Source organism: Proteus columbae (assembly GCF_009914335.1).
GTDB lineage: Bacteria > Pseudomonadota > Gammaproteobacteria > Enterobacterales > Enterobacteriaceae > Proteus.
Window position 1 is genome coordinate 74821 of the sequence record NZ_CP043925.1, and the last position, 20340, is coordinate 95160.

General features: G+C 40.4%; 20 protein-coding genes. 6 read left to right on the top strand and 14 right to left on the bottom strand.

Annotated features, from left to right (window positions below):
• The first annotated feature begins 107 nt into the window (after nucleotides 1-107).
• Complete coding sequence (locus tag F1325_RS00340) at nucleotides 108-1109, top strand: sulfate ABC transporter substrate-binding protein (RefSeq protein ID WP_160229867.1); 1002 nt, start codon at nucleotides 108-110, stop codon at nucleotides 1107-1109.
• Between the two features lie 100 nt (nucleotides 1110-1209).
• Here the strand turns inward: F1325_RS00340 and tpiA are convergent, their stop codons facing one another.
• Nucleotides 1210-1980, bottom strand: a complete 771-nt coding sequence (gene tpiA, locus F1325_RS00345; protein WP_069366847.1) for a triose-phosphate isomerase — start codon at nucleotides 1978-1980, stop codon at nucleotides 1210-1212.
• 106 nt (nucleotides 1981-2086) lie between these two features.
• Complete coding sequence (locus F1325_RS00350) at nucleotides 2087-2722, bottom strand: DUF1454 family protein (protein ID WP_109373410.1); 636 nt, start codon at nucleotides 2720-2722, stop codon at nucleotides 2087-2089.
• A gap of 97 nt (nucleotides 2723-2819) precedes the next feature.
• Here F1325_RS00350 and F1325_RS00355 point away from each other — a divergent pair, with 97 nt between their 5' ends.
• Nucleotides 2820-3251 carry a DUF805 domain-containing protein gene (locus tag F1325_RS00355; RefSeq protein WP_160229868.1) on the top strand — a complete coding sequence of 144 codons (432 nt, stop codon included), beginning with the start codon at nucleotides 2820-2822 and terminating at the stop codon, nucleotides 3249-3251.
• Nucleotides 3252-3314: 63 nt separating this feature from the next.
• Here the strand turns inward: F1325_RS00355 and fpr are convergent, their stop codons facing one another.
• A complete protein-coding gene (gene fpr / locus F1325_RS00360) occupies nucleotides 3315-4061 on the bottom strand; it encodes a ferredoxin--NADP(+) reductase (protein ID WP_160229869.1) in 747 nt (248 codons plus the stop codon).
• Between the two features lie 337 nt (nucleotides 4062-4398).
• On the opposite strand from fpr, the gene emrD reads away from it, so the two are divergent.
• Nucleotides 4399-5583: a multidrug efflux MFS transporter EmrD gene (gene emrD, locus F1325_RS00365; RefSeq protein ID WP_160229870.1), complete on the top strand. Its 1185-nt coding sequence runs from the start codon at nucleotides 4399-4401 to the stop codon at nucleotides 5581-5583.
• Nucleotides 5584-5680: 97 nt separating this feature from the next.
• Here emrD and glpK read toward each other — a convergent pair whose 3' ends face one another.
• Together glpK and F1325_RS00375 are read right to left on the bottom strand one after the other, a co-directional pair.
• Entirely contained in the window at nucleotides 5681-7213 is a 1533-nt protein-coding gene (gene glpK, locus F1325_RS00370) for a glycerol kinase GlpK (protein WP_088494086.1), read from the bottom strand.
• A gap of 42 nt (nucleotides 7214-7255) precedes the next feature.
• Nucleotides 7256-8071, bottom strand: coding sequence for an MIP/aquaporin family protein (locus F1325_RS00375; RefSeq protein WP_109373413.1), 816 nt, complete (start codon nucleotides 8069-8071; stop codon nucleotides 7256-7258).
• A 294-nt stretch (nucleotides 8072-8365) separates the two neighbouring features.
• Between F1325_RS00375 and zapB the strand changes: the two genes are divergently transcribed.
• Nucleotides 8366-8608, top strand: a complete 243-nt coding sequence (gene zapB, locus F1325_RS00380) for a septal ring assembly protein ZapB (protein WP_109373414.1) — start codon at nucleotides 8366-8368, stop codon at nucleotides 8606-8608.
• A gap of 93 nt (nucleotides 8609-8701) precedes the next feature.
• Here the strand turns inward: zapB and rraA are convergent, their stop codons facing one another.
• From rraA to priA, 7 genes are all read right to left on the bottom strand, one after another.
• Nucleotides 8702-9205, bottom strand: coding sequence for a ribonuclease E activity regulator RraA (gene rraA / locus F1325_RS00385; RefSeq protein ID WP_100157725.1), 504 nt, complete (start codon nucleotides 9203-9205; stop codon nucleotides 8702-8704).
• A 109-nt stretch (nucleotides 9206-9314) separates the two neighbouring features.
• Nucleotides 9315-10232, bottom strand: a complete 918-nt coding sequence (locus F1325_RS00390) for a 1,4-dihydroxy-2-naphthoate polyprenyltransferase (RefSeq protein WP_109373415.1) — start codon at nucleotides 10230-10232, stop codon at nucleotides 9315-9317.
• A gap of 97 nt (nucleotides 10233-10329) precedes the next feature.
• On the bottom strand, nucleotides 10330-11664 hold the full coding sequence (hslU, locus tag F1325_RS00395) for an HslU--HslV peptidase ATPase subunit (RefSeq protein WP_099073971.1): 1335 nt from the start codon (nucleotides 11662-11664) through the stop codon (nucleotides 10330-10332).
• 12 nt (nucleotides 11665-11676) lie between these two features.
• Complete coding sequence (gene hslV, locus F1325_RS00400) at nucleotides 11677-12207, bottom strand: ATP-dependent protease subunit HslV (protein WP_006534149.1); 531 nt, start codon at nucleotides 12205-12207, stop codon at nucleotides 11677-11679.
• Between the two features lie 112 nt (nucleotides 12208-12319).
• Nucleotides 12320-13117, bottom strand: a complete 798-nt coding sequence (gene ftsN / locus F1325_RS00405; RefSeq protein ID WP_109373416.1) for a cell division protein FtsN — start codon at nucleotides 13115-13117, stop codon at nucleotides 12320-12322.
• Nucleotides 13118-13187: 70 nt separating this feature from the next.
• Complete coding sequence (cytR, locus tag F1325_RS00410) at nucleotides 13188-14183, bottom strand: DNA-binding transcriptional regulator CytR (RefSeq protein ID WP_229578522.1); 996 nt, start codon at nucleotides 14181-14183, stop codon at nucleotides 13188-13190.
• Between the two features lie 341 nt (nucleotides 14184-14524).
• Nucleotides 14525-16726, bottom strand: a complete 2202-nt coding sequence (gene priA, locus F1325_RS00415) for a primosomal protein N' (RefSeq protein WP_160229871.1) — start codon at nucleotides 16724-16726, stop codon at nucleotides 14525-14527.
• Nucleotides 16727-16929: 203 nt separating this feature from the next.
• Between priA and rpmE the strand changes: the two genes are divergently transcribed.
• A complete protein-coding gene (gene rpmE / locus F1325_RS00420) occupies nucleotides 16930-17142 on the top strand; it encodes a 50S ribosomal protein L31 (protein ID WP_006534140.1) in 213 nt (70 codons plus the stop codon).
• A gap of 84 nt (nucleotides 17143-17226) precedes the next feature.
• On the opposite strand, the gene F1325_RS00425 is transcribed toward rpmE, so the two are convergent.
• A protein-coding gene (locus tag F1325_RS00425) for an IS3 family transposase (RefSeq protein ID WP_160229872.1) occupies nucleotides 17227-18437 on the bottom strand; the annotation gives its coding sequence in 2 pieces (ribosomal slippage) (nucleotides 17227-18095 and nucleotides 18095-18437; 1212 coding nt in all).
• 136 nt (nucleotides 18438-18573) lie between these two features.
• Nucleotides 18574-18891, bottom strand: coding sequence for a met regulon transcriptional regulator MetJ (gene metJ / locus F1325_RS00430; RefSeq protein ID WP_006534139.1), 318 nt, complete (start codon nucleotides 18889-18891; stop codon nucleotides 18574-18576).
• 283 nt (nucleotides 18892-19174) lie between these two features.
• On the opposite strand from metJ, the gene metB reads away from it, so the two are divergent.
• Nucleotides 19175-20335: a cystathionine gamma-synthase gene (metB, locus tag F1325_RS00435; RefSeq protein WP_160229873.1), complete on the top strand. Its 1161-nt coding sequence runs from the start codon at nucleotides 19175-19177 to the stop codon at nucleotides 20333-20335.
• The last annotated feature ends 5 nt before the right edge of the window (nucleotides 20336-20340 follow it).

Genomic DNA, 20340 nt, shown 5'->3' on the forward strand with positions numbered 1-20340 from the left:
TATTGATAGATATATTCCTGTTGTGTATATCCATCGGCTTTTTGTTATTTCATCGTTATAAAACTTTCTGTCAGCCTAATTAAATACTTAACGATAGGGGGATAGATATGTTTAAACAATGGGGTGTGTTATCAACCGCTTTAATGGCATTACTTTTTTCCAATATTTTATGGGCTAAAGATATTCAATTATTGAATGTCTCTTATGATCCAACGAGAGAACTTTATCAGCAGTATAATCAAGCATTTAGCCAGTATTGGGAGCAGAAGACGGGAGATAAAGTGACTATTCGTCAATCACATGGTGGCTCAGGAAAGCAAGCAACATCGGTAATAAATGGTATTGAAGCGGATGTTGTTACCTTAGCACTGGCTTATGACATAGATGCAATTGCTCAAAGAGGGAGTATTGATAAACAGTGGCTAAAACGACTTCCTGATAATTCTGCCCCTTACACGTCAACAATCGTTTTTCTGGTCAGAAAAGGAAACCCTAAACAAATAGTCGATTGGGATTCATTAATCAAACCAGGTATTTCAATTATTACCCCTAATCCAAAAACCTCAGGCGGTGCGAGATGGAATTATCTTGCAGCGTGGGGATATGGATTAAAAGCCAATCATCAAGACAGTGAAAAAGCCAAAGCCTTCGTCAAAGCACTTTATCAGCAAGTTGAGGTGTTAGATTCAGGTGCAAGAGGAGCCACAAATACCTTTGTTGAACGGGGCATTGGTGATGTATTGATTGCATGGGAAAACGAAGCTTTATTAGCGATTAATGAATTAGGGGCTGATAAATTTGAAATTGTTACTCCATCAGTTTCTATTCTTGCAGAGCCAACCGTTTCAGTCGTTGATAAAGTGGTTGATAAGCGAGGCACACGAGAAATCGCTACCGCTTACTTAGACTATCTTTATTCACCACAAGGACAAGAAATCGCTGCGAAAAACTATTATCGCCCTAGAGATAAAGCGATAGCGGAAAAATACCAAAGCAGTTTTCCAAAACTAGAGTTATTTACACTTAATAATGTTTTTGGCGATTGGCAATCTGCACAGAAAACACATTTTGCGACAGGCGGTGTGTTTGATGAAATAAGTCGTCGCTGATCGCACGACTAGAAACAAAAAAATCACCTTCTGCTTTATCTTCAGTAAGGTGATTTTCTCTATTTTTATCGATTAATGGCATAGGCCAGAAAGATAAAAATTATTTTTTCGCTTTAGCTTGTGCTGCTGCTTTAACGATAACGGCAAATGCGTCCGCTTTCAGTGAAGCGCCACCAACTAATGCGCCATCGATGTCTGGTTGACCAAACAGTTCTGCTGCATTTTTATCGTTAACAGAGCCACCGTATTGAATGATCACTTGTTCAGCGATAGCGGCATCTTTCTTCGCAATATGATCACGAATAAATTTATGAACAGCTTGAGCTTGTGCTGGAGTTGCAGATTTACCTGTACCGATAGCCCATATTGGCTCATAAGCGATAACCGCGTCTTTAAATGCTGCTGCGCCGTGTGCATTTAACACAGCATCGATTTGGCGAGCGCATACTTCTTGAGTTTTGCCAGCTTCGTTTTCAGCTTCAGTTTCACCAATACATAATACTGGTGTTAAACCTAACTCTTTTAACACGCCGAATTTTTGAGCGATAAACTCGTCAGATTCTTTATGATAAGTACGACGCTCAGAGTGACCAATGATAACGTATTTAACATCAACGTTTTTCAGCATTTCTGCTGAAGTTTCACCAGTGAAAGCACCTGATAAGTTAACACCTGTATCTTGAGCACCTAATGCAATACGGCTTCCACCAATTTCATGGCGTGCTTGGCATAGATAAACTGCTGGTGGTGCGATAGCAACATCACAACCCGCAACACCGCTAACTTCTTTACGTAATGCAGCAATTAATTCATGAACCATATGAATGCTGCCGTTGAGTTTCCAGTTACCCATGACTAATGGATGGCGCATAACTTTTCCTCCAACCGAGTGGTTTAAATTTAGTTTGCTAATAAACACGAATTCTGTTGATGCACAACAGTATAGAGAACAATGAATAGAATAGCTTTGTTTTTTATCACGGAATAGCTGAAACGATCTTGCTGTTTAAAGAAAGCTTAATCGGTTCAATGGCGAAGGTGGTTAATTGATTATCTTCATGAGCAATAATATAGCGAATAGCACCCACATCATGGCTAATATAATCAGAATTTTGATTTTTAAATGCGAATAAATTGAGAGCCTCTTGAATTTGCTCTTGGGTTATTGATGAGTCAAATTGGGCGATCAAAGTGATAATGTATTGCGTTGTGATCTCGCGATTTATCTTTTCTAATTCAGGTGAATCTGGGGAGTGGATCAGCGTGAGTTGTAAACTTTTTATTTTTTCGCTCCCGCGCTCTAATATTGCAGATGAATAGAGATAAGGCGTGATACGCGTTGCGGCTCTAACAAGAGGGATCGCAATATCGTGATTAGTAATAATTTTATATTCGTTAAGCGATAACAATGGATTTTGTTGATTGAACTTAGCTCTTAGCTCTGGAATGGTTATTTCAAAAACAGGTGCATCTTGTTTAAGATAGGCAATATCATCTTTAGTGGGCTGTTTTTGTGCGACAGACATTTCTGTTGCAAAAACAGAAGCTGGCAAACAAAGAGCAATACTTATGATTATCAGGTATAACGTAGAAAGTGTGTTTGCTTTTATCATCTGTCCTCCGCTTATCTGTGCTGTTATTGGCTAGTCTGTATTATTTGATACCAAATGGACAGTGTAATTCACAAATTAAGTAAATTATTGAGAATTTATGACCTTACAACATTGGGCATTTTCATTCAAAGGACGAATTGGACGTCGTGATTTTTGGGCTGGTTTAGGGGCTTGTTTTGCTCTTTTTTTAGGCTTATTTATTATTAATGATATGATTTATCCCTTACCAGCTATTGTTACGTGGATACTCATCTTTTTTATTCTTTATCCTTTATGCGCGATTTTTACAAAAAGACTGCATGATAGAAATAAAAGAGGAATATGGCTCTTATTACTCTTACTTGCCGTGATGTTAGGATTAGCCGATACCAGTAGTTTAGAACCTTTTTGGCAATGGGCGATTGGACGTTTTCTTCCTTCTTTTATTGGGATGATTATGTTGCTTGATTGTGGTGTATTTATTGGTAATGACGGTGAAAACTATTTTGGTAAACAAACTGAGCAAGTGGACTATCGTCGCTGGCGTTAATTGATGTTATTAAATCAAACAAATAAGGGTGAAATAAATAAGTTCACCCTTATTTTTGCCTTATTACCAATATTGCTCACTGGTGATATGTCCGGGTTTTCGTCGTAAGTGCTTACGCATTTCTCGTTGCTCTTTTAAGAGTTGTTGAGTGTCTCTGACCATTTGGGGATTACCACACAACATAATATGGCTCTCTTCTGGGTTGATGGTTAGACCTACCGTTTTTTCTAAAGCGCCACTTTCAATGAGTGCAGGAATACGTCCTGTTAATGAGCCAATATGATTTTCACGGCTGACAACGGTTTGAATGCGTAATTTGCCTTGATAACGTTCAACGAGTTTTTCCATTAAAAGTAAATAGCTTAAGTCATTAGCATATCGAACAGCGTGGACAAGAACGATATTTTCAAATCGAGAGAGATCTTCACCTAATTGTAAAATAGAGAGGAAAGGGCCGATAGCGGTGCCTGTCGAAAGCATCCAAAGTGTATTCGCGGTGGGTACTTCTTCTAATACAAAAAAGCCACTGGCTTGTTCGGTCACAAGAACTTCATCACCTATTTTTAGCGCGCACAATTTAGGGCTTAATTTTCCATCAGGCACAGTCACCAGATAGAACTCTAAATTGGGATCATTAGGTGCATTCACATAAGAGTAGGCTCGTTGTACTCGCTCGCCATCAATATCTAATGCTAATTTTGCAAATTGCCCAGCTGTAAACTTATCAATAGGAGCATTGATGACAAGACTCATTAATGCATCAGTCCAGTGATGAACTTGAGTAACTTTTCCATTCACCCAATTAGCCATAGAGATTATCTCCTTTTGATAAACATGCTTACGTTGGTTATTTATTCTAAATAGAAAGCGATTTTTTATTTATCAAGATGGTGTGGTGATGTTATTTATCTGAGATTTTGTCAATCAATGACACAATATGTACATTTATATTGACAGCTATGGTGTTTTTCTCTGACATTAGGTGTCATACAAAAATTGCTGGCTATCTCGCAAATTTCTCCAAATTTGTTAACTTAGTCTCATTCTGAAAAGGCATGCATTTTGCGGAGTTTATTTTTATAAATTCTCTGTGGTGTGTGCTTGTCCGTTAATTTATTTATCTGAAATTCTTGAGCAAAGAAAAGAAATGAGAAAGTTAGAGCATGCAAATCTATTATTATTGATAATTGCACTGGTTGCTGTGGGTCAAATGACTCAAACTATTTATGTTCCTGTTATTGCTGATATAGCCGTTTACTTTGGTGAGCCAATCGGAGCGGTACAGCAAGTTATGGGTGCCTATCTTTTTTCTTATGGTTTTTCACAACTAATTTATGGACCTATTTCCGACAAAGTAGGGCGCCGTCCTGTTATTTTAGTCGGTATGACTATTTTTTGTTTATCAACACTCGTGGCGATTTTCTCGCAAAATTTAACCACACTGGTGATTGCAAGTACCTTACAAGGGATGGGAACTGGTGTTGCAGGTGTAATGACACGTACCCAACCTCGTGATTTATATACAGGAACTGCATTACGTTACGCCAATAGCTTGTTAAATATGGGCGTTTTAGTTAGCCCATTATTAGCGCCGATGATTGGTGGTGTGGTCGCTCACTTCTTTGGCTGGCATGCGTGTTATATCTTCTTATTATTATTGGGAAGTAGCGTTCTTTTCTGTATGTATCGTTGGATGCCTGAAACACGTCCTGTACAAGTTGAAAAGCGTAAAATGTTATCATCATTTTACTTACTGCTTTCAAACAGTACCTTCAGTGCATTTTTAATTATGCTGATTTGTGCGTTATCAGGTATTGCCGTCTTTGAGGCATCAAGCGGTGTATTGATGGGTGGCGTATTGGGATTAAATAGTATCACTATCAGTATATTATTTATTTTGCCTATTCCTGCTGCATTTTTTGGTGCTTGGTATGCAGGTCGTGAAGGCAAAACCTTTGTACAGCTGATGTGGCATTCTGTGTTTTGTTGTTTATCCGCAGGGATTTTAATGTGGATCCCTGGTTGGCTAAATATTATTAATATTTGGACTTTATTAGTACCCGCAGCACTGTTTTTCTTTGGTGCAGGTATGCTATTCCCATTAGCAACAACAGGGGCGATGGAGCCATTCCCTTATTTAGCGGGTTCAGCAGGTGCGCTGGTGGGTGGTTTACAAAATGTAGGTTCCGGTGTAGCAACATGGTTTTCTGCTTTACTGCCACAACATAATCAATTTAGTTTAGGTATGATTATGTTTGCTATGTCAGTGGCGATTATGCTTTGTTGGCTTCCTTTGGCTCATCGTTTTAGCCATGAAGAACATACTATTTAATTGATGCAGTGACTGAAATAAAAAATGCCGAGATAAAAGTCTCGGCATTTTGGTTTTGTAGCCTAGGCTACTTCTCTCTCAAACTGTTTTACTGCAATTAACCGCGATCTTCCCACTCTTGAGCGCGAGCGACGGCTTTTTTCCAACCATTATAGCGATAGTTACGCTCAGTGGTTTCGATGCCAGGGCGGAATTCTTTATCAATAGCGGCTTTGTTTTTCACTTCTTCTAAATCATTCCAGAAACCGATAGCAAGACCTGCAAGGAATGCTGCACCTAATGCGGTACTTTCACGAACAACAGGGCGTTCTACACGAGTACCTAAAATATCGGATTGGAATTGCATTAAGAAGTTGTTAGCAACAGCACCACCATCAACACGTAGTGATTGTAAACGTGCACCTGAATCAGCTTGCATTGCATCAAGCACATCGCGTGTTTGATAAGCGATAGATTCTAAGGTTGCACGAATAATGTGATTACGGTTAGCGCCACGGGTTAAACCAAAAATAGCGCCACGGGCATACGGATCCCAATATGGTGCGCCTAAACCTGTAAATGCAGGAACAACATAGACGCCATTAGTATCATTAACTTTAGTTGCGAAGTATTCAGAGTCAGTGGCTTCATCAATGAGTTTTAACTCATCACGTAGCCATTGAATGGAAGCACCACCAACGAATACCGCACCTTCTAGGGCATAGTTCACTTCACCGCGAGGACCACAACAGATTGTTGTTAACAAACCATGATTAGAGCGAACCGCTTCTTTACCTGTGTTCATCAGTAAGAAGCAACCTGTACCATAGGTATTTTTTGCCATACCGCTTTGTACGCAAAGTTGACCATAAAGTGCAGCTTGTTGGTCACCCGCCATACCCGCGATAGGAATACGTGTACCCCCTTTACCACCAATGTTTGTTTGGCCATAAACTTCTGAAGATGGCACAACTTTTGGTAGCATATTGCGAGGAATATCCAGCAGATCGAGGATTTTTTGATCCCAATCTAAAGAGTGGATATTAAATAACATGGTGCGTGAGGCGTTAGTGAAATCTGTAACGTGAACGCGACCTTGTGTCATTTTCCAAACTAACCAAGTATCAACAGTACCGAATAACAATTCGCCTTTTTCTGCTTTTTCACGAGCACCTTCGACGTTGTCGAGGATCCATTTTAATTTTGTACCAGAGAAATAAGGGTCAACCATTAAACCCGTGTTTTGACGGATATATTCTTCAACACCTTCTTTATCTTTTAAGCGAGTACAGAAATCCGCAGTACGACGGCATTGCCATACAATTGCATTATAAACAGGTTTACCCGTTTCTTTATCCCATACAATAGTGGTTTCACGTTGGTTTGTGATACCAATACCTGCAACGTGGTCGGATGGAATATCTGCTTTTGCTAATACTTCAACTAAGGTTGCACTTTGTGTCGCCCAAATTTCCATTGGATCGTGTTCAACCCAGCCTGGCTTAGGATAGATTTGGGTGAATTCACGTTGTGAAATACTGACGATATTGGCATCGTGGTCAATGACTACGGCGCGTGAACTGGTTGTACCCTGATCCAGTGCAACAATGTATTTTTTCTCGGTATTCGATGTATTTGTTTCTGTTGTCATGTTAGTAACCTGTTCTGATAATCAACAATATTGCTCTTAACTTTATTTATCGTCTTCAATTTTGCAGGTATCGCAAGGTAAGTGACGGCCAATTAATTTACGGTAAGCCAATGCACCTAAGATACCACCGATAAATGGAGCAATCATTGGAACTAAGAAATAAGGGATATCACGTCCACCAGTCAGCGCAATATCACCCCAGCCAGCAAAGTACGCAACCAGTTTTGGACCAAAGTCACGAGCTGGGTTTAAGGCGAATCCAGTTAATGGGCCAAATGCACCACCGATTACGGCAATTAAGATACCAATTAATAAAGGTGCTAATGGGCCTTTAGGTACACCGTTGCCATCATCAGTTAAGGCTAAAATTAAGCCAACTAATATAACGGCAATGATAACTTCAACAAAAAAGGCATGTACAACGGAAATTTGAGCTGCAGGATAAGTTGAAAATACACCAGCAGTGAAGAGACTTTCTTGTGAGCCTCTGACAATGCCATTAACTTGTTCGTAGTCGAGGAAAACACTGTAGTACATAAAGTACACAATAGCCGCGGCAAAGAAGCCACCTAACATTTGTGCAATAATATAAGGAACGACTTTTCTGCGCTCAAAGCAAGCAAATAGCCAAAATGCAACGGTAACAGCAGGGTTCAGGTGAGCACCAGAGGTGCCTGCGGTAAGATAAACGGCTAAGGCAACACCCAGCCCCCAGATAATACTTATCTCCCATAGTCCTAGCTCTGCGCCTGCAATACGTACCGCAGCAACACAACCAAGACCAAAGAAGACTAGCAACGCAGTTCCGATAAATTCAGAAATGCATTGACCCATAAGAGAGGTTTTCGTCTGGCTCATATATTCTATCCTGAAAGAGGGTTATTTATTGTTAGTATTCTTTTCGAATTGAAAAGATAACTGTGAATTTATCGTTAATGAGCGTAAACGAGAATAAGCGAAATTGAAATTTGTGTGTCTCATCAAGAAAATGAGTGAAAACGCTCTTAATTAGTGACTTGTTCGACATTTGTAATGTGATCTGACCAGTATTTTTGATAAATTGAAAAAAGAATGTAATTCCTCGGAAGATGCTAGACAGTTGTTGATAGGCTACTTACAATCGGAAGTATCGATTATATGGGGGATTACAGTATGTCATTTGAAGTTTTCGAGAAGTTAGAATCAAAAGTACAACAAGCCATTGATACCATCACGTTATTACAGATGGAAATCGAAGAGTTAAAAGAAAAAAATAACGCGCTAAGCCAAGAAGTTCAAGAAGCAGCAGGATCACGCGAAGCCCTTGTTCGTGAAAATGAAGAACTGAAACAAGAGCAATCAACTTGGCAGGAGCGTTTACGCGCGCTGTTAGGCAAAATGGAAGATGTGCAATAATTGTCTTTATTTGCTTAAAGTCTAAAAAAACAAAAGCCACCGTTAGGTGGCTTTTGAGTATTGAAATCGTAAGAACGCAGGTAAAAGTAACAATTACTCTTCAATCAAATCTTCATCTAAGCCTAATGGCTCTTCAGATAAAATGATCCCTGTGTTATCAGCATAAAGATAATCGCCAGAGAAGAAAGTAACACCACCGAAGTTAACACGGATATCACTTTCACCAATGCCTTCACTTTGGCAACCCGCAGGAATAGCAGCCATTGCTTGAATACCTAAATCAAGCTCTGATAATGCATCAACTTGGCGTACGGCGCCGTAAACGACAATACCTTCCCATTCATTAGAAACAGCAAGTCGCGCTAGTTCAGCATCAACTAAGGCTTTACGTACAGAGCCACCGCCATCGACCAAAAGAATACGACCCTTGCCATTTTCTTCGAGTAAGTCATAAAGCAGGCCATTATCTTCAAAACATTTAACGGTGATGATTTGCCCGTTAAAGGCACTTTGACCACCAAAGTTTGAGAAAAGCGGTTCTACGACATTGATATCTTCTTGATAGATATCACAGAGTTCAGAAGTATCATATTTCATAGGAGATTACGTCAGGTTGCCACAGGAAAATCCAGTATATCCCTTAACAGGGGCGGTTGGCAAAAGACTCACTGAAAATTCAGTGAGTCAAATCAACAATCGAGTGAAATTATTCTAAAACTAAACCTAAAGAGAAAAGAACGTTAGTTAACAGTGCTGCTTTTACCATATGTTCGAGTAGTGGACGCATCGCCTCACCTGAATGATCGGCATTCACACGTTTGATATGCAGTAAAAGCATAGGGGTGGCGAGTAAAAATAACCACGCGGTCCAGCGATGCATATAAAGTAGAGTGAAGATAATTAAGCAGGCAATAGAGAGAAAAATAACACACGTATGGTAAGTTCGTGAGCCAGCAGGACCTAAGCGAACAGCTAATGTATGTTTACCTGCCTGAATATCACTTTCTAAATCGCGCATATTATTAATGTTTAGAACAGCGACAGAAAGTAAACCACAGGCTGTGGCAGGAAGTAGGGTAACAATATCAAAAGTGTTGGATTGTAAGTAATAAGTTCCGATGACACTTAACCAGCCAAAGAAAATTAAAACAGAGATATCACCCAGCCCCATATAACCATAAGGGCGCTTACCCACGGTATAAGTAATCGCAGCAACAATAGCGAGTAAACCCATCACTAAGAAGCCAATAGCGTCTTCTGGCTTTTTACAGGCGACAATAATCAGTGCAATACCGCAGATACAGGAAATAATAACATTTAGGATCAGCGCTTTTTTCATTTGAGCCGCTGTTATTATGCCTTTTTGCATTCCACGAAGTGGCCCTAAACGCTCTTCAGTATCTGTTCCTTTTACGGCATCACCATAGTCATTGGCAAGGTTTGATAAGATCTGTAACGTTCCTGCTGTCAATATAGCAAGCAGTGCAATAGGTAGCTCAAAATGACCCATCCAATACGCTAATGCGGAACCAGTCACAATGGCAATTAACCCTAAAGGTAGAGTTTTGGGTCGTAAACTTTCAAGCCAGGCTTGGGTCCGGCTAGTGGAATTTAGAGAGCTCATGCTGAAATTCGATACTCATGTTCGTTGTTATTATAAAAATAAGAATGGGAGGCAAGCCTCCCACGTAAATATTGCTGATAAGGATCGCACAAGTTGATTATAAAATAAATCGACTCAGATCTTCATCTGCGACAAGCTCATCCAGATGCTGTTTCACATATTCTGCATCAATCAATACTGATTGACCTTGACGTTCACTTGCATCGTAGGAAATTTCTTCCATCAAACGCTCTAAAACAGTATGCAAACGACGAGCACCGATATTTTCAGTGGTTTCGTTTACGCGCCATGCTGATTCAGCAATTTTGCGAATACCGTCTTCGGTGAAGCTAATAGACACACCTTCGGTTGCCATTAATGCTTCATACTGTTTTGTTAACGATGCATTAGGTTCAGTTAGAATACGCTCAAAATCTTCTGCTGTCAGCGCTTGAAGTTCAACGCGAATTGGCAGACGTCCTTGTAATTCAGGAATTAAATCAGAAGGACTTGAAACTTGGAAAGCGCCTGATGCAATAAACAGAATATGGTCTGTTTTTACCATACCGTGTTTTGTTGAAACTGTACAACCTTCAACCAGTGGTAAGAGGTCACGCTGTACACCTTCACGAGAAACGTCAGGGCCAGAACTTTGTCCACCACGTTTACAGATTTTATCTACTTCATCAATAAAGACGATACCGTGTTGTTCTACCGCATCAATAGCTTGTTGTTTAAGCTCTTCAGGGTTAACTAATTTAGCAGCTTCTTCTTCAACAATAAGCTTAAACGCATCTTTGATTTTCATCTTGCGCGCTTTTTGCTTTTGCCCTGCCAAATTTTGGAACATAGATTGTAATTGGTTCGTCATCTCTTCCATTCCTGGAGGAGCCATAATTTCAACACCCATTGGTGTTGCAGATAACTCAATTTCAATCTCTTTATCGTCTAATTGACCTTCACGTAATTTTTTACGGAAAGATTGACGTGCAGCTGAAGGTTCTGATGCTTGTTCTGTTACGCCCCAGTTATTTTTTGCTGGTGGAATAAGTACATCAAGGATACGTTCTTCAGCCATTTCCTCAGCGCGGAAGCGATTTTTTTCAATTGCTTGGCTACGTACCATTTTTACCGCAGAGTCGGTTAAGTCACGGATAATAGAATCGACTTCTTTACCCACATAACCCACTTCGGTGAATTTAGTTGCTTCGACTTTGATGAAAGGTGCATTTGCCAATTTTGCTAAACGGCGTGCAATTTCAGTTTTACCTACACCGGTAGGTCCAATCATCAGAATATTTTTAGGTGTGACTTCATGGCGTAGCGCTTCATCAAGCTGCATACGACGCCAGCGGTTACGTAGGGCAATCGCCACAGCACGTTTCGCTTTATCTTGACCAATAATAAATCTATCAAGTTCACTGGCAATTTCGCGAGGAGTCATTTCAGACATGCTCTCTAATCCTTACTCTTTTGAAGAGAGTTCTTCAAAGTTGACATTATGGTTAGTGTAAATACAGATATCTCCAGCGATGCTAAGTGCTTTTTCAGCAATTTCTCGTGCAGAAAGTTCAGTATTTTCTAGCATAGCTCTAGCCGCTGCTTGTGCATAAGGGCCACCGGAACCGATAGCAATTAAATCGTTTTCTGGTTGAACCACATCACCATTACCTGTGATGATAAGAGATGTATTTTCATCTGCAACAGCAAGCAACGCTTCTAATTTGCGTAGCATTCTGTCTGTGCGCCAATCTTTAGCAAGTTCTACCGCAGCTTTAGTTAAATGCCCTTGGTGAAGTTCTAATTTGCGCTCAAACAGTTCAAAAAGAGTAAAAGCATCAGCAGTGCCGCCAGCAAATCCCGCAATGACTTTGTCGTTATAAAGACGGCGTACTTTGCGAACATTGCCTTTCATGACGGTATTACCCATCGTCGCCTGTCCATCACCACCGATTACAACTTGGCCCTTACGGCGAACACTTACGATTGTAGTCATGAGTCAGCCCCTGGTTTAATCAATAAAAATGAGACGGGAAGTGTCTTTATTTAAGATAAAGCACTGCCCGTTGTGTGAATTAGAATTATAGGTGGGGGAGAAAATTTATTTTTCAACCCCCAGAAGAGCGAAGAATACAACCTGATACGCCAGCTCCAGCTGCTTGTCTGCTCACAGAGTTGGCTTGTTCTTTACTGTAAGGACCTGATAAGACGCGGATCCAACCATCATTTCCTTTCGTTACTCGGCTTTCAACACCAGAAAAAGCCAGAGTTGCTCTCACTGATTCAGCTTGTTCGGTATTTTTAAATGAGCCGCATTGCACTAAAAAGTTTGCTTCAGTAACAGCGGGTTTAGGCGGTGTAACAATTGCAGGTACAGGTACTTGCGGTGGTTGAGTTTGTACAGGCTGTTGTGCAACAGAAGGTGTTGTTGTTGCAGGTGGTGTTACAACCACTTGTGAGCGCGGTACTTCACCATTGTAAGGCACTTCTGGCAGTTGAACAGCAGGTTGACGCTTATCCGCTTCAATTTGTTGTAAAAAACGTAACTGCTCAGGCGAAAGTGTTGCTTTCGGATTAATCTGGCTACCCGATGAAGGATATTCAGGCTGTAAAGGCGTACCTACCTGACGATTTTCCAATTCTTTAATATATTGCCAACGCTCTTGCGGTTTTGGCGGTAGGCTATTCGCTGGATGTTGCCCAGTGATGGTTGGCGTTGTTTCTACGGCTTCTTTTTTATCATGTGTAATAAAATAGAGGCCGCCGATAAACAGCGCCACAATAGCGATTGCCGCAATAAGCGTCGTTAAAGGCAGCCCTTTAGCAGCCTTTTTGCTTTTACTTTTCGTTGTCTTTTTACGACGAGCAGATGTCTGCCCTCGTCCCACATAGTCTCGTTGTGCCACAGTTCGATTCGCTGATAATTAAAGGAATAGGTATCACAAACGATATGTTACTTAACATAGTGTGTTTTGCCTAGCTTTTAAGCCGACAGACACTGTCTCTTATAATTAGCTCACAATCTAATAAGCGAGAACCAGGTGCAACAGGTCTACCTTGTAGTTGGTCGAGTAATAACAACATAGATTCACGACCAATTTGATAACGAGGTTGCTCCATTGTTGTTAGGGCTGGTTCGCTATAACGTGTGATATCAAGATTATCAAAACCAATCACAGAGAGATCTTTAGGGAGCTCTAATCCTAATTTTTTCGCCTGCCACATAACGCCAATTGCCATAATATCACTATGACAGAACACGGCTGTTGGTGGCTCTGGTAAAGAAATCAGCTTTTTCAGACTTTCTGCACCGCTTTCATGGGTAAAATCACCACGGATAATATAATCTTCACGCAAAGGTACGCCTGTTCTACGCATGGCTTGAATATAGCCTTGCAAGCGATAACGACATAAAGGCATATCTTCTGGGCCTGTAATACATGCAATACGCTTATGACCCATTTGCTGTAAATAGTGTGTTGCTCTAAAAGATGCCGTGAGATTATCAATATGCACGGTAGGTAATTCAAGTTCAGGCGCAAACTCATTTGCCATGATCATCGGCGGTAAATTTTTCTGTTCTTCTTTGGAAACATCAAAAGGAATGTGTGAGCCAAGAAGTAACATACCGTCAATTTGTTTGGTGATAATGAGATTAATAAAGGCATTTTCATGTTTTTGCTGATGTTTACAATCACCAATTAACACGAGATAACCATGTTGAGCAGCGGTTTCTTCGATGCCACACACAACATCAGTAAAAAATGGATCGCTGATGTTAGGTACGATCACAAGGATCGTTTTTGACTCGTTACGCTTAAGGTTTTTTGACAGGTTATGTGGGTAATAGCCCACATCAAGAACAGCCTGTTCAACTTTCTGACGGGTTTGTGAGGATACTTTTTCCGGATTCATTAAAGTACGTGACACAGTTGCTGTGGACACGCCGGCTGCAAGGGCAACATCTTTCATTGTTGCTTGCGTATTATCTTTATTATTCTGTTGCAAACCCCATACCTCCCTTCTGGATGGTTTAGTTAAACGATTGCTTTTTTGTTGCAAAAAAACCGCCAATATTTAAAAAAGGATTTTATCGACGGTTTTTAATTCAAGAAATATTCTAAATTGTTATTCTACCCACTTTTTAAATAGATACTGTTACCTAGTTTGCATAAAAAGTGTGATACCAATCGTTTTTATGAGGTAGTTCGCAAAATTGATAAATAATCTCGGGCTGTAACAAGTATTCAAGCGAAATAGTATCCGCAGCATAAGTCTGACTAAAATATCCCCCATTTGAGCAGGAAAGATCCTTAACAGTCTGTTGGGTCAACATCAATATTCCATTTTACTTTTTTACTCTCAGGTAAGGCGACAATCTGAGGATAAGTGACAGACATCAATTTTTGTAAATAACCCCGTGAAGGATGCTGGAGCAATAATTGCCAACGATAATTTCCACCTCGTTTAGCTTGAATTGCTGGAACGGGTCCCATTACCCATAAATTCGCGTCTCGCATTGGGTGTTGTTCAAAAAACTGTTTGAGCTGTCGTAAGAACTGAGGTGCACGCTGATTATTGTGATCTTCAGAGCGGATCATAATATGGCTAGAATAAGGCGGTAAAAAAGTCGCTTGTCGCTCCTGCAAAGCTTCTTTAGTGAAAGCGTCATAACCTTTTTCTAATAGTGTCAGCAACAGAGGGTGATCAGGCTGGTGAGTTTGTAAATATACCGCGCCTTGTTTACCTGCACGACCCGCACGACCTGATACTTGTATATAAAGCTGAGCAAAGCGTTCGGCTGCACGAAAATCACTGGAGAACAGAGCGCCATCCACATCAAGTAAAGCCACTAAGGTGACATCAGGAAAGTGATGCCCTTTGGCTAACATCTGTGTACCAATAAGAATACGTGAGCCACCCTGATAAATATCTTCCAGTTGTTGCTCTAAAGCACCTTTGCGACTTGTTGTATCTTTATCAATTCGCGTCACTGGTGTATCAGGAAATAATTCACCAATCCCTTGCTCAAGTTGTTCGGTTCCTAATCCTACGGGGATTAAATTAGTTGAACCACATTGTGGGCATTGTGCTGGAATTCGTCGCTGGCTATCACATTGATGGCAACGTAACATGCCATGTTTTTGGTGGATCGTATAATAGTGATCACAGCGAGGGCATTCTGCTATCCAACCACATTCATGACATAACAGTGCGGGTGAAAATCCTCGGCGATTTAAAAAGAGCATTACTTGGTTACCCGCATTAAGGTGCTCTTTTATTGCTTTAATCAGAATTGGAGACAACCCTGTTGTCAGCGGTTGCCCTTTTAAATCAATTAAATGCTCTGTTGCGGGTTTTGCATTGCCTGCACGTTGAGTCAGTGTGAGTTGTTGATATTTCTTTTGCTCAACATTAAAACTAGTTTCAATTGATGGAGTTGCGGTTCCCATCACGATAGGAATATTTTCTTGCTTTGCTCGGAAAACGGCGAGATCACGAGCATGGTAACGCCAACCATCTTGTTGTTTATAAGAGCCATCATGCTCTTCATCGATAATAATAATGCCAAGATGCTGAAAAGGGGTTAGAAGTGCTGATCGTGTGCCAATAATAATGGCGTTATCACCTCGTTTTGCTCGTAACCAAACGGCTAAGCGTTCAGTATCATTTAATCCTGAATGAAGCACATCGACAGGGGCATTAAAGCGTGCTTTAAAACGGCGGATTGTTTGGGGTGTTAAACCAATTTCAGGCACCAGTACCAGTGCTTGTTTACCTTGCGCGAGAATTTTTTCTAATACACTTAAATAGACTTCCGTTTTTCCTGAACCTGTAATACCCAATAATAACCAAGGTGAGAACTGGTCAGCCTGCGCGGTGATTGCACCTACTGCAATAGCTTGTTCTGTGTTTAACTTAAAACGCTCGCCTTGAACCGCAAGATCATTGTGCCAGTGTATAGGAACCGGTTGGATAGGGCGAAGATCTGCAAACTCTTTCTTTTTTAAGTTATTAAGTGTTGCAGTTGTGATTTCAAATTCATCAAGTTGATGGCGATATAAAGGTGTACGGCGAAGGGCAGCTAATGCTTGTTGCTGTTTTTTCGCACCTTTTAAACTATTGAGATCGAGATTAATTCCCTCTTCAGTAGCATACCATTGCCATAATGGTGTGAATTCTGCGGGTTTTCCTTGTCGTAATAAAATCGGCATAGCATGAAATAGCACTTCCCCTAAAGGATAGTGATAATAAGCCGATGCCCAATTTAACATATCCCACAAAACACCCGGAAAGAGTGTTTCGCTATCAAGGATCTCATCAATTGGCTTTAGCTTTTCGATAGGAAACTCACTGTGTGTACTGAGTCCTTTGACAATACCAAGAGAGCGGCGTTTATTACCAAAAGGCACGATCACCCGACTGCCGATAACAGGCGCATCAATCCCTTCTGGTAACAGATAATCAAAAGAGGAGAATAGTGGTACAGGTAAAATTACCTGAACTATGGTCATATCAGGGTTTCCGAGAGTTTTAGCGAAAAGATGACGCTAAGAATATCACAAAAAGTGTGCAGATTTCATTGCGCGTTTAGCGGATATTCTGTATGATCCGCCCCCTTTGGTAGATAAATTACCAAACACTTAATTTCAATCAACACGACGTGTGGTGTTCGGCTGTGGGCTGAATGGCGACACGGCCTTAGTAGAGGTTTTCCATGCAAAAAGATATCCATCCTAAATATGAAGAAATTACTGCATCTTGTTCTTGCGGTAACGTTATGAAAATCAACTCCACTGCAGGTCATAACCTGAATCTGGACGTTTGTGACAAATGCCACCCATTCTATACTGGTAAACAACGTGATGTTGCAACTGGTGGTCGTGTTGATCTGTTCAACAAACGCTTCAAAATTCCAGGCAGCAAATAAGATATTTGTTGTCACAAGATGTCAGCCTAGTCTGACATCTTGCAGACAGTTCGGTGACTAGTCCTGATATAGGTTGACAACTTTTCAGGCATAAAACGCTCGATGTACTTCATCGGGCGTTTTATAGTTTAACGATAAGTGTGGCCGTTTTTCATTATAGAGTTGGATTGATTCTTCTACTAATTTTCTTGCTTGTTCCAGATTACTCGGTTTTATCAGTAGATACTCCATTTTTAATATTCCATTAATTCGTTCTGCTAAGGCATTTTGATAACAATCATACCCATCAGTCATAGAACATTGAATATTATGCTCTTTATGTATCTCCTGATATTCCGAAGAACAATACTGTATCCCTCGATCTGAATGATGGATTAACGAAGTTGTCGAAGTCCGTTTTTTTAACGCCTGAACCAACGATTTCTTCACTGAACTTGTTTTCATATTGTTATCTAAATGATATCCCACGATTTTTCGTGAATACGCATCCGTAATTAAACTTAAATAAGTATCACCTTCATGCGTCGATAAATAGGTAATATCTGCTACCCAAAGCTGTTCTGGTTGTGTGGGGATAAACCCTGACTTAATTAAATTTGGATGCCGATAAAAACGATGATGGCTTAAGGTTGTTCGATGATAAGCCCGTTTATTAGGCACCAGTAACTGATGTTCCTTCAATAAAGAAAATAGCCGATCACGACCAATAACCATCTGTTTTTGCTTTAAAATAAAATGTAATTTACGCCCACCCAGTCGAGGTTGTAAGACTCGTTCAGATTTAACAGCATCAATGATGGCCGAATCGGCTTTCTTTCGTTCCTCAGTTCTATCCAGTCTCTTGTAATAAGCCTGTCGGCTGATCTGCATAAAACGGCAAGCAATTGTTACGGTGAGGTTTTTAACCGTTTTTTCTTTAATAACTCGGCTTTGCGCTTTTTTGACAAACGAACTCCAAAGTCTCTATCCATGACTTTAACCACTGCTTCGAAGAAATCGGATTTAAGCCGAGCCTCTTCAAGTTCCTTTTCAAGGATCTTAATGCGTTGTTCCGGCGTTTGTTGTTCAGAAGATTGGGTCATAGCTGAACCTCTATAAAAAGTATCAGGGGTACCGTTTGACCAATCTAACCTACCATGCTTACGAAGCCAAACTAAAACAGTAGAGCATCCTTGTATACCATAGCGATCTTGGGCTTGTTTATAGGTTATTTCGCCTTTTTCAACTTGGTCAACAAGCTGTAATTTAAAAGCGAGAGAATAATCGCGTTGAGTTCGTTTAGTGATTGGTTTCATTACACTCTCCAATTTCAGATTGGAAAAGTGTCAACCTTATTCAGGACGGGTCACGGAATTGAAAAAAAGCCCAAAGTTTTTGCTTTGGGCTTTTTTGTTCGTGTTAATCAAGCAATAAGTCAATACCTGACGCTGATTAATACTCCCAAGTATCGGGATCAACCCCGCGCTGGCGCATTATTTCTTTTGCCTCTTCAGGGATTTCATCGTTACGTTCTTTACGTAAGTCTTCATCATTTGGGAGAGGCTGTCCGGTAAATGCGTGCAAAAATGCTTCACACAATAATTCACTATTGGTTGCATGTTTTAGGTTATTAACCTGACGGCGAGTGCGTTCATCGGTCAAAATTTTTAGCACTTTCAATGGAATTGAAACTGTAATTTTTTTAACTTGCTCACTCTTTTTGCCATGCTCAGCGTAAGGGCTGATATATTCACCGTTCCATTCAGCCATGGATTACCTTAATTAATATCATTTAGTTGAAGTCAGAATAGGGTTAACCCACATTCTGATGGGCAATACCAGTTTATCATGACTTTTCTAAAACCACCGACTCTTCTGGCTGAAGGTGAGAGAAAAAGTAACAGTCACTGGCGATATTCTTAATCTGTGTATTATTCCATTACTTAATCTATCCGTAAAGTAGTTTAGATGGCTAGATGTATTGACGTCTTGGTGTCTAATTAGATATGCTGTCATTCGACGTTTCCACTTATCGCTGTGACAAGGTGCCTGTATGATGAAGAAAACAGCAACAATTGCTATCCATAATGGGCTAAATGAAGACACTCAATTTGGTTGTGTCGTACCGCCTATCTATCTTTCTAGTACCTATAATTTTTTAGAATTTAATCAGCCTCGTGCTCATGATTATTCTCGTCGAGGTAATCCAACACGCGATATGGTGCAAAAGGCATTAGCCGAGCTAGAAGGTGGAGTGGGGGCAGTTGTCACTAGCAGTGGAATGTCAGCTATTCATTTAATTTGTACGGTTTTTCTAAAACCTGGCGATGTGATTGTTGCGCCTCATGATTGTTATGGAGGAAGCTATCGCCTTTTTAATAGCCAACAAGAGCGTGGTGCTTACCGTGTGATTTTCGTTGATCAAAATGATGATATTGCACTTAAGCAGGCTTTAGCGCATCAGCCTAAAATTGTTTTTATCGAAACACCAAGTAATCCTCTTTTAAGAATAACGGATATTCAAAAAATCAGTGAACTTGCTCATCAACAAGGTGCTTTAGTGGTTGCTGATAACACCTTTATGAGTCCTGTCTTGCAAAAGCCGTTAGCATTAGGCGCTGATATTGTTGTGCACTCATGCACAAAATATCTTAATGGACACTCAGATATTGTCGCTGGTGTTGTTATCTGTCAGTGTCAGAAACAGCTTGAGGAGCTAAGCTGGTGGGCGAATAATATTGGTGTCACATCTGGCGCATTTGATAGCTATTTATTATTACGAGGCATAAGAACATTAGTACCTCGAATTCGACTTCAGCAAGAAAATGCACAGGCATTAGTGGCGTTTTTACAAGCACAGCCATTAGTCGAAAAAATGTATTACCCCGCACTGGAAAATCATGTTGGTCATCAAATAGCAAAAAAACAGCAACAAGGTTTCGGTGCAATGTTAAGTTTTGAGTTAAAAGGGGGATTGGATGTGATTAAACTCTTTTTATCTCAATTAACACTCTTTACACTGGCAGAATCTTTAGGTGGGGTAGAAACCTTAATTTGTCACCCTGCCACCATGACACATGCAGGTATGTCAGAAGAAGCGAAAAAAACAGCAGGGATCAGCCCCTCATTACTTCGTATCTCGGTGGGTATTGAAGATAGCCAGGATTTAATCAATGATTTGCAAAGTGCGTTTGATGCAGCAACTAAAAGGTAACCATG

Coding starts and splice junctions, on each gene's coding strand:
- emrD (WP_160229870.1), top strand. CDS start 4,399: ATGAGAAAGTTAGAGCATGCAAATCTATTATTATTGATAATTGCACTG.
- F1325_RS00375 (WP_109373413.1), bottom strand. CDS start 8,071: ATGAGCCAGACGAAAACCTCTCTTATGGGTCAATGCATTTCTGAATTT.
- rpmE (WP_006534140.1), top strand. CDS start 16,930: ATGCAAAAAGATATCCATCCTAAATATGAAGAAATTACTGCATCTTGT.
- hslU (WP_099073971.1), bottom strand. CDS start 11,664: ATGTCTGAAATGACTCCTCGCGAAATTGCCAGTGAACTTGATAGATTT.
- hslV (WP_006534149.1), bottom strand. CDS start 12,207: ATGACTACAATCGTAAGTGTTCGCCGTAAGGGCCAAGTTGTAATCGGT.
- metJ (WP_006534139.1), bottom strand. CDS start 18,891: ATGGCTGAATGGAACGGTGAATATATCAGCCCTTACGCTGAGCATGGC.
- metB (WP_160229873.1), top strand. CDS start 19,175: ATGATGAAGAAAACAGCAACAATTGCTATCCATAATGGGCTAAATGAA.
- cytR (WP_229578522.1), bottom strand. CDS start 14,183: ATGAAAGATGTTGCCCTTGCAGCCGGCGTGTCCACAGCAACTGTGTCA.
- tpiA (WP_069366847.1), bottom strand. CDS start 1,980: ATGCGCCATCCATTAGTCATGGGTAACTGGAAACTCAACGGCAGCATT.
- F1325_RS00390 (WP_109373415.1), bottom strand. CDS start 10,232: ATGAGCTCTCTAAATTCCACTAGCCGGACCCAAGCCTGGCTTGAAAGT.
- F1325_RS00350 (WP_109373410.1), bottom strand. CDS start 2,722: ATGATAAAAGCAAACACACTTTCTACGTTATACCTGATAATCATAAGT.
- glpK (WP_088494086.1), bottom strand. CDS start 7,213: ATGACAACAGAAACAAATACATCGAATACCGAGAAAAAATACATTGTT.
- F1325_RS00340 (WP_160229867.1), top strand. CDS start 108: ATGTTTAAACAATGGGGTGTGTTATCAACCGCTTTAATGGCATTACTT.
- priA (WP_160229871.1), bottom strand. CDS start 16,726: ATGACCATAGTTCAGGTAATTTTACCTGTACCACTATTCTCCTCTTTT.
- fpr (WP_160229869.1), bottom strand. CDS start 4,061: ATGGCTAATTGGGTGAATGGAAAAGTTACTCAAGTTCATCACTGGACT.
- F1325_RS00355 (WP_160229868.1), top strand. CDS start 2,820: ATGACCTTACAACATTGGGCATTTTCATTCAAAGGACGAATTGGACGT.
- rraA (WP_100157725.1), bottom strand. CDS start 9,205: ATGAAATATGATACTTCTGAACTCTGTGATATCTATCAAGAAGATATC.
- zapB (WP_109373414.1), top strand. CDS start 8,366: ATGTCATTTGAAGTTTTCGAGAAGTTAGAATCAAAAGTACAACAAGCC.